Below are 15207 nucleotides of genomic sequence, written 5' to 3'. Positions count from 1 at the left end.
ACAAGAGTCCGGACGGGGAAGGTGCCAGGTCCGGTTGGCGCAGCCCCCGGAGATCCACCTCGGGGCCGGCGTCAACTGCCGCCCCTGGCAGGGCAGTCACGAGGCGGAGCAGCAGGTGTGGCCCGGTGTCGTCGCCGCCCGGTGCCTCAGAGGTTGTAGCCGCCCGAGACCTCGATGTTCTGTGCGGTGACCCAGCCGCTCTCCTCGGAGAGCAGGGTGGCGATCACCTTGCCGATGTCGTCGGGTTCGCCGACACGGCCGAGCGCGGTCTTCTCCGCGAGGGCCGGGATCACTTCGGGGAACCGCTCGAACGCGTCGTCCGCGATGCGGGTACGGGTCGAGCCGGGAGCGACGCCGTTGACGCGGATGCCCCGCGTGCTGAACTCCTTGGCCATGTAGCGGGTCAGCACGACGAGGCCGCCCTTCATCGTTCCGTAGGCCGAGTATCCGGGCTCCAGGCCGGACACGAGCGCGGAATTGCTGGTCGTGTTCACGATCGCTCCGCCGTCGGCCATCAGCGGCAGCAGCTTCTGCGTCAGGGAGTACGGCCCCTTGAGCAGGACCCGCATGAACTTGTCGAAGAGTTCCTCGGTGGTGTCCTCGAACATCGCCATCTGCCCGAAGCCGGCGTTGTTGACGAGGTATTCGAAGGTGTCGCGCTGCCAGGTGTCGCGCAGCGCGGCGACCACGGCGTCGTGGAATGCGGGAAAGCTGCTCGTGTCGCTGACGTCGAGCGGCAGCGCCACCGCAGTGCCGCCTTCCTTCTCGATCGCCGCAACCGTGTCCAGGCCCCCTTGCCGGTTGGCGCTGTAGGTGAGGATCACTCCGTCCCCCCGCGCGGCGATCTGCATCGCCGCGCTCCGTCCGATGCCCGAGCTTCCGCCGGTGACGATGGCGACCTTCATGACGTCCTCCTGCACATCAGTGGAGTACTCGATCTCCACGCGGGAATCTCTGTTTCCCATCGAAGCACTCTGAACTGCTGAATCAGAAGAATGATCGTATCTGGTACTTGCACGATCCTGCCCCAGCGAACATCTCGGCTGCCAACGGGGGGAGGCGCGCGGAACGCTGGTCGCTCCTGGCGCGCAGGGCCCCACCCGACGAATTCGGTGACTTGCCGGGGCGCGGGCACCGAACCGTGATGCGTCAGGGCAGTCCGGCAGCCGCTGTCCCGGTGGGGAGGCGCAGGCGATCGGCATCCTGGCTGGGCGGTGCGCCGAACTGGCGGCGGTACTCCCTGCTGAACTGCGAAGCGCTGTCGTAACCGACGCGGTGGCCGACGCCCGTGACGTCGTGAGGGTGGGTCGCCAGCAGCAGCCGGGCTTCCTGCAGGCGGATCTGCTTCTGGAACTGGATGGGGCTCATCGCGGTCACCGCCTGGAAGTTGCGGTAGAAGGCGGAGACGCTCATGCCGGACAGCCGTGCCACGTCCTCGACCCGGAATGCCTCCGCGTAGTGCTCGCGGATCCACCTCACCGCCCGCGCTACGTGGCTGAGGCTGCTGTCGGCGAGGCCGAGCTGGCGCACGATGTCGCCCTGTTCGCCGCTGATCAGCCGCCACAGGATCTCGCGCTTGATGAGGGGAGCGAGCACTGCCCGGTCACGGCGCGGCTCATCGAGAAGGCGCAGCATCCGGATCACCGCATCCAGCAAGGGGACCGGGGCGTCGCTGACGGCGATGCCGGGCAGCGCGCCGCCCCCGGCGCGCGGAATGTCCCCGGCCCCGGCCTGCAGCAGCACCTCGGCAACGGCGGAGGGCTCCAGCGTCAGTCCGAAGCCCAGGGCCGGGCGCTCCGGGCTCGCCTCGGTGAAGTGGCCGGTGATGGGCAGGTCGACCGACGCGACGAGGTACTGGCCGGCGCCGTACTCGTACACCTTGTCGCCCAGCGCGATGCTCTTGGTGCCTTGGGCGATGACGGCCAGGATCGTGCCGGTCATGGACGGCGACGGCGGGTTCGGCCGCTCGACCTTCGAGACGAAGACGCCATCGACCGCGGTGGTCCAGTCGGGCCGCGCGTGCCGTGCCAGCAGCGAGCGGAACTCCTCGAGGTGCATACCCCGATTGCACCACACCAGCCCGGAGCCGGCTCCCGTACGGGGGAGGATCGTGCAAGGGCCTGAGATGATCGCTCTACTGTCTCCACAGGTCACGGAGGTTTCATGGAGTTGCCGGATTCCTGCAGGACATCGCAGTGCTCCAGGTTCGGCATCTTCAGTGCAATCCGTCCGACAGGAGATACGCCGTGACCGCCGACTACGGATTCAACGCCACTCTGATCGCCAGGCCCGGCATGGGCGGCCGGCTGGCCGACGTGCTGCTGTCCGGTCTGGACGAGGGCAGTCCCGCCGCGAGCGAGTACTGCCTCGTCTACCTCGTCTGTCGTTCGGCGTCGAGCCCCGACGTCGTGCACCTCGCGGAGGGGTGGACCAGCGAGGAGGACCATCACCGGATCTTCGCCGGTGAGGCCGCGCAGGCCCTCATGTCGCGGATCGAGGGGTTGCTGGCCGGGGAAGCCGAGTACGCAGACCACGTGCCGGTCGGAGGCAAGGCCGCCTTTTGACACCTCCTCCGGGTGCCGCCGCCCCGCTGCAACTGCTGCCGTCCGGCAACGACCTTCCCGACCACCGACGCCCTCCGAAAGGACCTGCCATGACGCAGGCGCGCCCCGACATCGACCCGGAACTGAGTGCGCAACTCGCCGGAATGCCGTTCACCTCCCGGCTCGACCCGCAGATCCTGGAAGAGCTGCGCAGCCAACCGTCAACACCCGTCGAGGAACTGCTCCAGGGCCGCGAGGTCGACCGGCGCGAGGTCACCGCTCCCTCGCCGGACGGGACGCAGATCCCGCTGTCGGTCTTCAGCCCCGCGGGAACCGATCGGTCCTCGATGCTGCCGTGCGTCTACTGGCTGCACGGCGGCGGGATGGTCATGGGTGACCGTTCCTGGCAGATCGACATCCCGCTGGAGTGGCTCGACCGGTTCGGCGCCGTCGTGGTCTCCGCCGAATACCGGCGGGCGCCGGAAGCCACCGGATCGGCGCCGCTCGAGGACTGCTACCACGGTCTGCTCTGGGTCGCGGAGCACGCCGACGAGCTGGGCATCGACCCTGCCCGCCTCGTCGTCGCGGGTGCCAGCGCGGGCGGCGGCCTCGCTGCCGGAGTCGCGCTGACGGCACGCGACCGCGGCACCCCCGCCATCGCGGCCCAGGTCCTCATCGGCCCCATGCTCGACCACCGCAACAACACCGTCTCCAGCCGCCAGTACTCGGGCACACCCGCCATCTGGACCCGGGAGAAGAACGAGTTCGCATGGCGGTCGCTCCTCGGCGGCGACGCCCGGGACGCGGACGTGCCGCGCTACGTCTCACCAGCGCTCGCCGAGGACCTCTCCGGCCTGCCGACCGCCTACATCGACGCCGGCTCCGCCGAGGTCTACCGGGACGAGGACGTCGAGTACGCCACCAGGATCTGGGCCGCCGGCGGGCAGGCCGAACTGCACGTGTGGGCCGGAGGGTTCCACGGCTTCGACGCGCTGTTCCCGCAGGTGGGGGTCTCCGCCGCGGCCCGCCGCACGCGCAACGACTGGCTCGGCCGGGTCCTCAATCCCGCCGCCGACGCATAGGTGCTCCTCGCGGTCGGCGGCGCAGGGGTCACTGGACCCTCCAACACCTGTGCGGTTAACGTGCGTTAGCCGATACCTCGCCACATGTCCCGCACTCGAGGAGCCACCGTGCCCGAACTGTCCGCCCATGAGCTGCTGACCACAACCCGGAGCGTGCGCAAGCGGCTCGACCTGACGAGACCGGTGGACCCGGCACTCGTGCACGAGTGCATCGAGACGGCCCTGCAGGCGCCCAGCGGCTCCAACGCTCAGCGCTGGCACTGGCTGGTCCTCACTGATCCGGAGGTCCGCCGGGAGGTCGGCGCCCTGTACCAGAAGTCCTGCCGCGCCTATCTCGACTCGCCGAACGCGGCGGGCCGCCTGTATGCGGACGACCCGGAACGCTCACGGGTGCAGTCCCGCGTGAACGACAGCGTGGCGCACCTGGCCGACCGCATGGGCGACGTCCCCGTACTCGTGATCCCCTGCCTCCAACTCCCCTCCGAGGAACTGCCCGAGGGCAATCAGGCCGGCCTGTGGGGGTCGGTCCTCCCGGCGGCCTGGAGCTACATGCTCGCGGCCCGCTCCCGCGGCCTCGGCACGGCATGGACCACCCTGCACCTTCGCTACGAGGACGAAGTGGCCCGCGTCCTGAACCTCCCCGCGAACGTCCGCCAGGCCGCTCTCATCCCCACCGCCCACTACACCGGTGACACCTTCAAGCCGGCACCTCGCGCGCCACTGTCGGAGGTGCTGCACGAGAACGGCTGGTAGGAGGCTGCGCGCGAGAGGGCCCCGCCCGGTCTCCGAGTGTGAGGCGATGTCACTCGGCCCGGGTGGGGCCTCTCGTCGTTACGGCAACGGGCGCGGATGGAGGTGGCAGCACCCGGTCCTCCGGTCGGCCGGAGCGAAGCGTGTCAGGGAGCCGACCGGGAGCCCGCGGTGTCCGGCACGGGAGGTCAGCCGGCGCGATGTTCATGCCCCGTCCTGCGACGCACCGCGGCGAGGGCGGATCAGTCAGTCGGTTCGGGGCAACGCGGCACGTGCCCCGTGATGTTGACGAACGGGGCGCTGACGTATCCGAACAGGAATCCGGAACCGGGCCGCACCTCGTACCAGGTCCTGTCGCCCTCGACGGGCTGGCCATCGGGCACGAAGCAGTGGAGCGGGATCTTCGTGCCGCGACTGAACCGTGCGACCTCCGGAGACGCCGTCGTCGGCCTCTCTCGCTCCGAGAGGAAGGTGACGATGCGGTTGTTCACGGTGGCGTACGGCTCGGCAGGCGTCTCGGTGTCCTCGCCTTCGCCCGCCTCGGTCTCGGTGGACTTGTCGATGTCTCCCCGGGCGACGGTGTTGTCGTCTCCCAGCACGATCTGGTTGTGGTTCCCCTTCACGATGATGTCGTGGCCGGCCTTGTGATGGCCGGCCTTGCGCCCGTCGTCGCCGCCGAAGCCGTCGTTGGTCTGGGCGACCGACGTGCTCCCACCAGCCAAGGTCAGTGCCGCCAGCACCGCGACGCCGATGCCGATCGTCTTCGTCTTCATATATCGCTTCCCTCCGCTGAGTCGGTTACAGGGAGTGAACGGTATATGCCGATAAGCGAACAATATGCCTATTGGTCCGTACGTGAGCGCGCCCTGACGGGTGCGCCGCAGTCGGACGTGCACCTCAGCGCTTGGGCCAGTGCCAGGCGGGCTGGTCCAGGAGCCCTTCGCGTCCGGCCACCTCCGTCTGCCCGTACTCGTCCTTGACCAGCTCTATCGAGTTGATCTCGAGCCGGTGACGCACCGAGCCGCGCTCCAGATGCGTGGCCAGCTCCGAGGCGTGGGTGACCACCACGATCTGCGTGTCCTGGGCGGCAGTGACGATCAACTCCGCGAGCGGCTGCAGCAGTTCGGGGTGGAGGCTGGCTTCCGGTTCGTTGAGGACCAGGAGCGCGGGAGGCCGTGGCGTGAGGAGCGCGGCCGTCCACAGCAGATAGCGCAGGGTGCCGTCCGAGAGCTCTGCGGCGGTGAGGGGGCGCAGCATCCCCGGCTGGTGCAGCTCCAGCTCGAACCGTCCTGCCTGGCTCGCGACGGTCAGCCGACTGCCCGGGAAGGCCGCGTCCACGGCTTCCTCCAGCCTCTTGCGGTCGCCGGTCTCGTGGATTGTCCGCAGGGCGGCGGGCAGGTCCGCGCCGTCGTGACCGAGCACGGGTGTGCGCGTGCCGATCTGCGCGGAACGTGCCGGCGCCCGCGCGTCGGTGCGCACGTGGTCGTAGAAGCGCCAGGACCTGATGTGTTCACGCAGCCGCAGCAGGTCGGGGGCGAGCTGCGGGTCGGCGAATTCGCTCAGCATGCTGTCGTACGGGCGCAGTTCGCCCGCCGAGCGATGCCAGTCGCCGTCCGCGGTTCGCGTCCGCACGGCGGGACCCTTGCGCTCCGAGAGCACCGCGGCCGGACGCAACACGGGCCCCACCCAGGTGCATTCGACCTTGATCTCCGGATCGAGGTCGAAGAGCGAATCGGCGGGAATCGGGTGCCCGAAGTCGACCGCGTAGCCGAACTCGTCGCCGGCGAAGCCGAGTCGCAGCCCCACGGGCCCGCTCCTGCCCGCGCCCTGCGCCGGATTCTCCGAGCCTGCCCACAGCGTGGATCGCAGCCCGCCCTCGCGTGCCAGCGCCGCGACCGCCCCTCCCCGTGAGGCGTCGGCGAGCAGCCGCAGCGCGCGGTACAGGCTGGACTTTCCGGTGCCGTTCGCGCCCGTGACCACGTTCAGCCGGTCCAACGGCACTATCAGGCGGCTCAGCGAGCGGTAGTTCTCGACGGCGAGAGTGGTGATCATGTGGGGGCTCTCCGTGCGCTTCGGTTCCTCAATGACCTCAGTGTGAGGGGACGGTCTGACACCCCCTGTCACGCGGCGGCTCGTCACCCCCTCCTACGGCGGAGTGTGGCTGTGGAGAGCCGACGGCCGCGACCCTCGGGCGCGGCCGTCGAGCAGGAAGGTCTCGACCAAGACGAACGGTGCAGAAGACGTCGCGGATCAGCAGCGGTACAGCGGTCGAGCCCGCTCCAACCCGGGGCCGAGCCCAGGGGAGCGGGTTCTCTCGCTGAACGGCTTGCGGCACTGCGCCGTGCTGAGGCCGACGCCAATGCATGCCGGAGGAAACCTGGCGGGCGGTTCGGAAAATACCCGCAGCCGCCGCGGGGGACACCATGGCCGTGATCCTTGGCGACCTGCACGAAGCGGGCTCACGCGGCGAGTCTGACGTTGGGACAGGAGCCGGTGACTGACTCTTCTGACCCTGTGACAGCGGATGAGCGAGACAACTCCACCGGATCCTCGCCGGCTCAGTAAGGATGAACAGTGGAGACCCTCAACTCAACTGGCAAGGGGGCCGCGGCACTCGTCCGACACGACGTTGCGCCCGTTGCTCCGACGTTCGAGCACGCGGCTCACCTCTCCGGCGACACCCGCAGTCAGCAGGAGATCCTCGACGATGGGGGCAGAGTTCGCGAAGTCCCCGCCGGCACGGAAGCTGCCAGCTCTTGGCCGCTTCAGGCGGCAACCCTACCTACCCACGGTGGTGGTGGGGGTTGAAACGTTATATCGGGCTGGCTCACTCGCGGTCGGCCTTTGGGGTCAGAGTAGATCCGCCAGCGCGCGGCGGGCTGCCTCCCAGTCCCCGCTCTTGCCCGCCAGGCGGAACGGCAGATCCAGCGGGGCAACGCTCAAGTAGCGGGCGGTGCGCCGGGCGATGTCCGAGGAATCCTGGCCGAGTCCGTGGTCGATGAACAGGGTGACGACCTCGTTCCACAGCTCCGGGGTGTCGATGAGGTCGCGGACGGTGACGATCTCCACCTCTGGTGCGGTGGGGGCGGTCACGGTCCAGGAGTGGCGGCCGTGCCGCACCTCGACGGGGTCCTGGGTGGGGTCGGCGCCCGGGAGGTGGACGGTCGCTGTGGTGCCGGGTGGAAGGACGGCCTCGACGGTGAGTTGGTCACCTTCGCGGCGCCAGGCTGCACTCGCCTCACCGTACGGGGTGAGGTGCCGCGCCTCGGCGTGGGTGAACGCCGGGTAGGGGACGGGGCGGATGGTCATGTGTCGGTATCCGGGGGCGGAGGGTGCGAGGCCGGCGAGGGTGCGGTGGAGCCAGTCGGCGACGGCGCCCAGGGCGTAGTGGTTGAAGGAGGTCATCTGGCCCGGGTTGATCGTGCCGTCGGGAAGCATGGAGTCCCAGCGTTCCCAGACGGTGGTCGCGCCCATGGTGACCGGGTAGAGCCACGAAGGGCAGCCGCGTTCCAGTAGGAGGCGGAAGGCGAGGTCGGGGTGGCCCGTTGAGGTGAGGGCGTCAGTGATGAGAGGGGTGCCGACGAAACCGGTGGCTATGCGGAACCCGCTGGTGCGCACCAGATCCGCGAGCCGCTCGGCAGCGCCCTCGCGTTGTGCGGCGGTGGGCAGCAGGTCCCAGTCGATGGCCAGCGCGTAGACGGTGGGGGAGTCGGAGAGCACCCGGCCCGCACTGGTGACGTAGTGGCGGTTGAAGGCGTCGCGGATACGGCTGGCGAGCGCGGCGTAGCGTTCGCCGTCGGCGTCGCGGCCGATGACGCGGGCGGCCTCGGCGGTGATTCCTGCTGACCGGGCGAGGCAGGCGGTGGCGACGACGTCGGGGTTTGCCTTGGCGGCGAAGGGGTTGTCGGGCGGCGCGTCCGGGTCGAGCCAGTCGCCGAACTGGAAGCCACCCACCACGACGCCGTCGGTGGTTCGGGCTGCGACGGCGTCGGTCCAGGCACACATGGAGTTGAACTGGCGGCGCAGCACCTCGGGGTCGGCGTAGCGCTGGTGGAGCACCCACGGCACGACGGTTGCGGCGTCGCCCCAGGCGGCGGCGGTCGGGCTCTCGTCGCGCAGGATGTCGGGGATGACGAACGGCACGGCGCCGTCGGGGTGTTGTTCGGCGTCGAGGTCGGCGAGCCAGGAGGAGAGGAAGCCGGCGGTGTCGAAGAGGAAACTGGCGGTCGGCGAGAAGACCTGGATGTCGCCGGTCCAGCCGAGGCGTTCGTCGCGCTGGGGACAGTCGGTGGGTACGTCCAGGAAGTTGCCGCGCATGCCCCAGACGACGTTCTGGTGGAACTGATTGACGTCGGGGTTGGAGCAGGAGAACCAGCCGGTGCGGCGCAGGTCGGTGCCGATGACGACGGCCTCCGCGTCGGCCGGGACGAGTCCGTGGAGACCGGTGACCTCGGCGTAGCGGAAGCCGTGGAAGGTCAGGCTCGGTTCCAGCACCAGCGCCTCGTCCGCCCCTTCGTTTCCGCCCGCTGAGTCAGCGGGCGGGAGGAGGTAGGTGTCAGTGGCTTCAGCGGAGCGTAGGGGGCGTACGCCGAGCTCGCCGTGCTCGTCGAGGACTTCGGCGTGGCGAACGGTGACTTCGGCTGCGTCGTGGGGAGGGCGGGCGGTGAGGCGGACCCAGCCGACGAGGTTCTGGCCGAAGTCGATGAGGGTCCTGCCCGAGGGGGAGGTCCACACCTTCACGGCGGGCACGGTCTCGGTGGCCCGCACGGGTGGCCCCTCGGGGGCGACCAGCCTGCCGAGGTCCGCCTCGACGACCTCGACGGTGTCTGAGGCGGCCGCCGTGGCGTCGGGACGCAGATCGGTGCGCTGTCCGTCGTAGATGTCGTCGGCAAGGACGTTGCTGTTGCGCGCGGACCACTCTTCGTCGGTGCCGAAGGTCTCCGTCGAACCGTCGGTGTAGGTCACCTCCAACTGCGCCAATAGTGCGAGCCGGTCGCCGTACAACGCGCGAGGCGGTTCGGCCCAGCCCAGCCGGCCCCGGTACCAGCCGTTGCCCAGCAACACCGACAGCTCGTTGTCTCCCTCACGGAGCAACTCCGTGACGTCGTGCGTGGCGTACCGCAGGCGGTTGGGGTAGCTGGTCCAGCCCGGCGCCAGGACCTCGTCGCTGACCCTCGTCCCGTTGAGGGTCGCGGCGTAGACGCCGTGCGCGGTGGCATACATCCGCGCCGAGGCGATGCCTACGCCGGAGCGCAGTGTCACCGTGTGGCTGAGGAGCGGTGCCGGGTCGCCGATGCGGCCGAGGGTGACGGGGCTGATGAACCGTGCGTTCCAGTCCTCCGGCGTGAGCAGGCCGGCCTCGGCCGTCGCGGGTTCGCTCCAGCCCGTCCAACGCTCCCCGGAAGCGACCCGGACACGGACGGTGGCGCTGGCGCGGGAGGCCAGCGGTGTGAAGGGCCAGGGCACCAGGAGCTGTTCGGCAGAGTCGATGCGAACGACCGTGCCGTCACAGTCGAGTTCGTATGAGGTTTGGCGCCAGTCCGGGTCATCGGTGGTGATCTGCCATGACAGGCGGGGGGTCGCAATCCCGATCCCGAGCGGGGAGCCGTCGCGGTGTTCGAAGCGGACGGGGCTGACGATGGTATGAGGCATGAGTGATGGGCCTCCTCAGCCCTTGATCGCGCCAGAGGTCATTCCGGCGACTATCTGCCGGTTGAAGAAGAGGAACATGATCAGCGGCGGGATCGTGATCAGCAGGATGTCCATGAACAGGAGGTTGTACTGGCTCTCGAACTGGCTCTGGAAGTTGAACAGGGTCTGCTGGACGGTGGCGTTCTCCTCGCCGGGCAGGAAGTAGAGCGGGTTGACGAAGTCGTTGAAGACGTTGACCGACTGGACGACGATCACGGTGACTGTGACCGGGCGCAGCAGGGGGAAGATCACGCGAAAGAAGAGGCGTAGCGGGCCGGCGCCGTCGATCACGGCTGACTCGTCGAGGTCACGCGGGACGGTGGAGATGAAGGCCCTGAAGAGCAGGACACAGAACGGAAGGTGGAAGGCGACCTCGACGAGGATCAGGCCGAAGAGGGTCTTGAAGAGGCCGAGTTCCTGCAGGACCCAGATGGTGGGGACGACGGCCGGGGGGATGATGAGCCCGGACAGCACGAGGAAGCTGATCGGCCCGGTCGTCCGGCTGGTCCGGCGCTGGAGGACGAACGCCACCATCGCGCCGAGGACAACCATGAAGGTGACACTGGCGACGGTGAGGATCACGCTGTTGATGAACGCGATGATCAGGATGTAGTCGCCGGTCTCCAGGACGGCCTGGAAGTTCTCGACGATCTGCCAGTCGGTGGGCAGGGAGAACCCGAGCTGGGCCGCTTCCTGTTCGCCCTTGAACGCGGTCACGGCGATGAAGGCGAACGGGATGACGAAGACCACGATGAAGGCGAGCGTCACCACCACGCTGAGTGTGTAGTTGGGGCGGCGGACCCGTTGGCGTGGGCGTGCGCTGGGAAGTACGGCCTTCACCGTCCTCGCGTCGTCGCTCACAGCTCCGCCTCCTTCCGGTTGAGGAACCAGAACAGCGGAACGACGATCGCGGACACCAGAAGGAAGAGCACGACGTTGCCCGCCGTGGACAAGCCGTAGAAGCCGGCCTGGTACTGCTTGTAGATGACCGAGGCGATGACGTCGGAGGTGAATCCGGGGCCGCCGCCGGTCATCGTCCAGATCAGGTCGAAGGTGCGCAGGCCGCCGATGAGGGAGAGGATGATGACGGTGACCGTCGCCGGGCGCGCCAACGGCAGTGTGATGTGCCGGAATTGGGTGAGCGGCCCCGCTCCGTCCACCTCCGCCGCCTCGTAGTACTCGCGGGGGATGGAGACGACCCCGGCGATGTAGATGACGGTCGCCAGTCCGACGCCCTTCCAGACGTCGACGAAGGCGACCGACAGGAGCGCCCAGGTCGGATCCGTGAGCCAGGCCGGGCCGTCCACGCCGAGCGCCCTGAGGCAGTTGTTGATCATGCCTTCGGAGGGGTGCATCAGCACGGTGAACGTGATTCCGACGCCGATGGTGCTCACCAGCACGGGGAAGAAGACGAGCGAGCGAAGGAAGCCGCGCCCGATGATCTGGCTGGTGAGCAGCACGGCGAGCAGCAGGCCGAGGACGACCTTCAGGCCCGAGGTGACCACGGCGTAGATGAGGGTGTTGGTCAGGCCCTTCACCAGGGCCGCCTCGCTGACGAACTGCTCGAAGTTGTCCAGGCCGATGAACTCGTAGTCGAACAGCGTCCAGCGGGTGAGGCTGAAGAAGAAGGCGGCGAAGGTCGGCACTACGAACAGCGTCGCGTAGACGACCCCAGCGGGAACGTAGAACCCGAACGGGTAGGCACCCTTGAGGGCCGCGCTTCCCGCCCGGGTGTTACCCCGGGATGTCTGTGTTCGCTGCTTCCTCGCCCGCCGCTTCTCGGGGGCTTCGAGCGTGGTGGTCATGGTGAGTCCCCGTCACCAGCCTTTGAGGCCGAGTTGCTTGGCCTGCTTCGCCACGTCCTTGTCGTAGAGCTGGGCGCCCTTCTTTGCGGGACGGATACCCGAGCCGACCTCGATGCAGATCTGCTCCAATGCCGGGCCCTTGACCGGGGAGAGGAATTCCAGGGCGGGCGTGACGGCGTCGTCTTCGAAGTAGCGCTGTGTGTCCTTGACTGCCTGCGGCGCGTTCGCGGGCAGCTCGCAGCCCTTCACCGAATAGGGTCCCGAGGGAGGCTGCGCCTTGGCGAAGGACTTGCAACCGGCAGGGCTCGCCATGAAGGCGAGGAACTCCTTGGCCGCCTTCAGCTTCTCTCCCTTGGTCGACTTCGGTATGTACGTCGCGGCTGGGGCCCAAGCGGTCAGCCCGTTCTTCGCGGCGTCCTCGCCGGGGAGCGCGAAGAAGCCCATGTTCTCCTTGGCCGAGGGCACGGCTTTGACCACGGGGCTGATCGCGTTGGTCAGCATCGGGTAGTGCGCGCCCTCTCCCTTGCCGATCATGCGCAGACCCTGCTCGTAGGTGGCAGAGGCGAAGCCCTTGTTGAGGTAGCCGGCGTCATGGACCTCCTGGAGTCGCTTGAAGCCCCGGAGCGCGGCCGGGGAGGTGGCGTACTTGAGGTCGTTGGCGGTGTACTTCTTGGCGAAGCCGGGCTCGGCGGCGGCGACGTTGTGGTAGTCGCCCAGAACGAACAGCTGCGAGGTCCAGGTCTCCTGATAGGTCTGGATGACCGGGGCGATGCCGGCGTCCTTGATCTTGGCGTTGTTCTTCATGAACTCGTCCCAGGTCTTGGGCACCTTGAGATCGAGGTCGGCGTAGACCTTCCGGTTGTAGAGCACGCCGCCGCCCATGCTCGAGCCGAAGGGCGCGCCGTACACCTGGTCGCCGACGGAGGCGGTCGGGACGAACAAGTCGCCGAGGTTGCGGGCCCAGTCCTCGTCGGTCACCGGCACGAGATTCTTCTCAGGGTCGATCGCCTGGAAGAGGGAGCCGGTGTTGTACTGGAAGACGTCAGCCATCTCGCCGGTGGCCAGCCGTGTCTTCACCACGTTGTCGCCCTCGCCCCCGCCGGGCCGCGCCTCCACGTCCACCTTGATGTCCGGATGCGACGCGGAGAAGTCGCGTGCCAGCTGCTCGCCCACGGGGAGGCTGTCCGGGCCGGTCGGCACCAGGAAGTCAAGGGTCAGTTTGTCCTTGTCGCCGCTCGAACCGAGACTGCCCGAACTGCATCCGGTCAGGCTGATCGAGAGCACCATCAGCGTGGTGAGCGCCGGTGAACGGCGGGCCGTGATTCCGAACCTCATGTCGTCGAACCTCCGTAGAGTGCGGGCTGCGCTGTCCGGTGCGGACGCGACGTTGCCCGGGGTTCTGGATCGTGAAGAAATGGGGCCGCGGAACGGGCCGGTGTTGAAACGTTTCAGTCGCTGGAAGTGACTAAAGGTTTGCGCCGGGAGGGTCGCTCGTCAAGTCGCGAGATGGTAACGAAAAGGTAAATGGGTGACGTGGGTCATGCGTCGCCATGTGGCGACGAAGCCCCCGATGGCTGATGTGCGTGGCGCCCGACAAGACGGATTTGTCGGCTACGTCGGTGCCCGCCACCTGCTAGGCGAACCCGGCTCACCGAGGTCAGGGGAGTCTTGGAAATCTCGTTGTGGTCATCTCTGCCGACACGACCACCACGAAGTTGCTGGCGATGTACTGGATGCGCCGCCAGCCCGTTCAACCATGCCGGGGCCAAGCTGTCGGGCTGGCCGGAATACCGCGAGCAGCTGGTAGTGCGCGAGGTTGCCGACGTTCAGCGGGCCCGAGCACGACATGAGTCAGGCAGGCAAGTCCCCATGGACGAGAGCCCTCGCGATGATGTCCGTCAGTTTCACGACCTCGGAAGTCCGTGAATGGTCTTCGCGAGTCCTGCGGGAGAACCGTGGGCGCTCCAGAGATCCAGAAGCCGGGGGGAGAGCAAGTCGTCAACGACCATGTAGGCGGCGCCGATCAGACCCGCGGCATTCCCCAGCGGCGATACGGCGAACTGCAGGTCATGGACGGCATCGGGTAGCGACAGATCGTCGACGGCTCCACGGAGTGCGGTCATCAGGGGGTCTTGCATACTCACCAGCCCGCCGCCGACCAAGAGCAGAGAAGGGTTGAGCATGTTTACCACGACTGAGACGGTCCTGCCGATCAACTCTCCAGCCGCACTGAGAAGTTCATGACTTGTCTTGTCACCGGCGAGGGCTGCTGTGAACACCTCGTGTGGGCCGATCCCGCGTCCTTGTGCCTTGATGGCCGCCAGGACCGGGCTCCGGCCCGCGACCGCTGCCTGTTCGCCCTGGATGCCGAGCGCCCGGGCTCCGGCCGCCTGCGAGAGGCAACCTGCCCGGCCGCACCAGCATCGCTCTGTGGCATCTGACGAGATGACGGTGTGCCCGATTTCCCCGGCGAATCCACCCGACCCGCGAGCGAGGGCCCCGTTCGTGACGACGGCCCCTCCGATGCCGCTCCCGATCTTGAGGAAGAGCAGGTCGGAGTGGTTGCGGCCCTCACCGGCACGGGCTTCACCGAGAGCCATCAGATTGACCTCGTTGTCGACCCAGACAGGGACGTCGTAGCGGGCGGCGAGGCGGTCGCGTACGGGGTAGTTGACCCAACTGGTGGTTGAGACCGCGCCGATGGGCCGCCCGGTGGCGATCACCACAGGGCCCGGTACGCCGATGCCGATGCCCCAGATCGGCGGCGCGTCCACAGGGCGTTGCGCAAGGAGCTCGTCGAAGAGCGCCTCGACGCAGGCGAGTGTGACCTCCGGGCCTGCCTCAGGGGCGAGTCCTTCGGTCGACTGGCTCAGAACAGCGCCTCGGAGATCCGCCAGGCCCACGGTGACGCTGGTGGCGGTGACCTCCGCGACGAGCAGGTGACCGCCGCCGGCGCGAAACCTGACCTCACGGGGCGCACGTCCGCCGGTGGACCTGGCCATAGCTCCGTCCTCGGCGAGACCGCAGGCGATCAGATCCTCGACGCGCTGGACGACAACCTTCCGTGTCAGCCCAGTCTGCCGGGCGAGCTCCGGGCGCGTGATCCCGTCCGTCGACCGGAGCAGGCTGAGCACCCAGAACAGGCTGTCAGTCAGGGACGTCGGCCGCTGGCCCTCCACGTCTGTCCCCCTTCTCGTGCTCCGGACTCGTTCCCACTCTAGGCCGCCGGGGCGATTCACTGCCGCGGGGAAACTCTTTGGTCCTTCAGGGTGGACTTTTGGCCCTCAGGGTCATATGTTCCGCCACGCCCCTACCGCGCCGTCCGCAGAGTCGAGG

At 68.2% G+C, this 15207-nt stretch carries 12 protein-coding genes; 3 read left to right on the top strand and 9 right to left on the bottom strand.

Annotated elements, in window-relative coordinates:
- Positions 1–146: 146 nt before the first annotated feature.
- Together I004_RS0105490 and I004_RS0105485 are read right to left on the bottom strand one after the other, a co-directional pair.
- Positions 147–965: an SDR family NAD(P)-dependent oxidoreductase gene (locus I004_RS0105490; protein WP_486579752.1), complete on the bottom strand. Its 819-nt coding sequence runs from the start codon at positions 963–965 to the stop codon at positions 147–149.
- Positions 966–1149: 184 nt separating this feature from the next.
- On the bottom strand, positions 1150–2058 hold the full coding sequence (locus I004_RS0105485) for an AraC family transcriptional regulator (RefSeq protein ID WP_028434646.1): 909 nt from the start codon (positions 2056–2058) through the stop codon (positions 1150–1152).
- 188 nt (positions 2059–2246) lie between these two features.
- Between I004_RS0105485 and I004_RS0105480 the strand changes: the two genes are divergently transcribed.
- The 3 genes from I004_RS0105480 (at position 2247) to I004_RS0105470 (ending at position 4378) form a co-directional block, all read left to right on the top strand.
- Positions 2247–2564 carry an antibiotic biosynthesis monooxygenase gene (locus I004_RS0105480; protein WP_028434645.1) on the top strand — a complete coding sequence of 106 codons (318 nt, stop codon included), beginning with the start codon at positions 2247–2249 and terminating at the stop codon, positions 2562–2564.
- Between the two features lie 89 nt (positions 2565–2653).
- A complete protein-coding gene (locus I004_RS0105475; RefSeq protein WP_028434644.1) occupies positions 2654–3625 on the top strand; it encodes an alpha/beta hydrolase fold domain-containing protein in 972 nt (323 codons plus the stop codon).
- A gap of 108 nt (positions 3626–3733) precedes the next feature.
- A complete protein-coding gene (locus I004_RS0105470) occupies positions 3734–4378 on the top strand; it encodes a nitroreductase family protein (RefSeq protein WP_199779330.1) in 645 nt (214 codons plus the stop codon).
- Between the two features lie 239 nt (positions 4379–4617).
- On the opposite strand, the gene I004_RS0105465 is transcribed toward I004_RS0105470, so the two are convergent.
- The 7 genes from I004_RS0105465 to I004_RS32420 form a co-directional block, all read right to left on the bottom strand.
- A complete protein-coding gene (locus I004_RS0105465) occupies positions 4618–5148 on the bottom strand; it encodes a hypothetical protein (protein ID WP_028434642.1) in 531 nt (176 codons plus the stop codon).
- Positions 5149–5272: 124 nt separating this feature from the next.
- Complete coding sequence (locus I004_RS0105460; RefSeq protein ID WP_028434641.1) at positions 5273–6427, bottom strand: AAA family ATPase; 1155 nt, start codon at positions 6425–6427, stop codon at positions 5273–5275.
- Positions 6428–7225: 798 nt separating this feature from the next.
- Positions 7226–10027: a family 78 glycoside hydrolase catalytic domain gene (locus tag I004_RS0105455; RefSeq protein WP_028434640.1), complete on the bottom strand. Its 2802-nt coding sequence runs from the start codon at positions 10025–10027 to the stop codon at positions 7226–7228.
- Positions 10028–10042: 15 nt separating this feature from the next.
- Positions 10043–10927 (bottom strand): carbohydrate ABC transporter permease, encoded by an 885-nt coding sequence (locus I004_RS0105450; RefSeq protein ID WP_486579751.1) that lies wholly within the window; start codon positions 10925–10927, stop codon positions 10043–10045.
- The gene (locus tag I004_RS0105445) at positions 10924–11871 is read right to left on the bottom strand and encodes a carbohydrate ABC transporter permease (protein ID WP_028434638.1); all 948 of its coding nucleotides are present in this window, start codon (positions 11869–11871) and stop codon (positions 10924–10926) included. Before I004_RS0105445 ends, I004_RS0105450 begins: the two co-directional genes overlap by 4 nt.
- A 12-nt stretch (positions 11872–11883) precedes the next feature.
- Positions 11884–13206: an extracellular solute-binding protein gene (locus I004_RS0105440; RefSeq protein ID WP_028434637.1), complete on the bottom strand. Its 1323-nt coding sequence runs from the start codon at positions 13204–13206 to the stop codon at positions 11884–11886.
- Positions 13207–13775: 569 nt separating this feature from the next.
- Positions 13776–15005, bottom strand: a complete 1230-nt coding sequence (locus tag I004_RS32420) for an ROK family transcriptional regulator (protein ID WP_199779329.1) — start codon at positions 15003–15005, stop codon at positions 13776–13778.
- Between the last annotated feature and the right edge of the window lie 202 nt (positions 15006–15207).

Source organism: Streptomyces sp. TAA486, from assembly GCF_000426165.1.
Note: the sequence above shows the minus strand (reverse complement) of the source record. Positions and strands in the feature narration are given on the sequence as shown.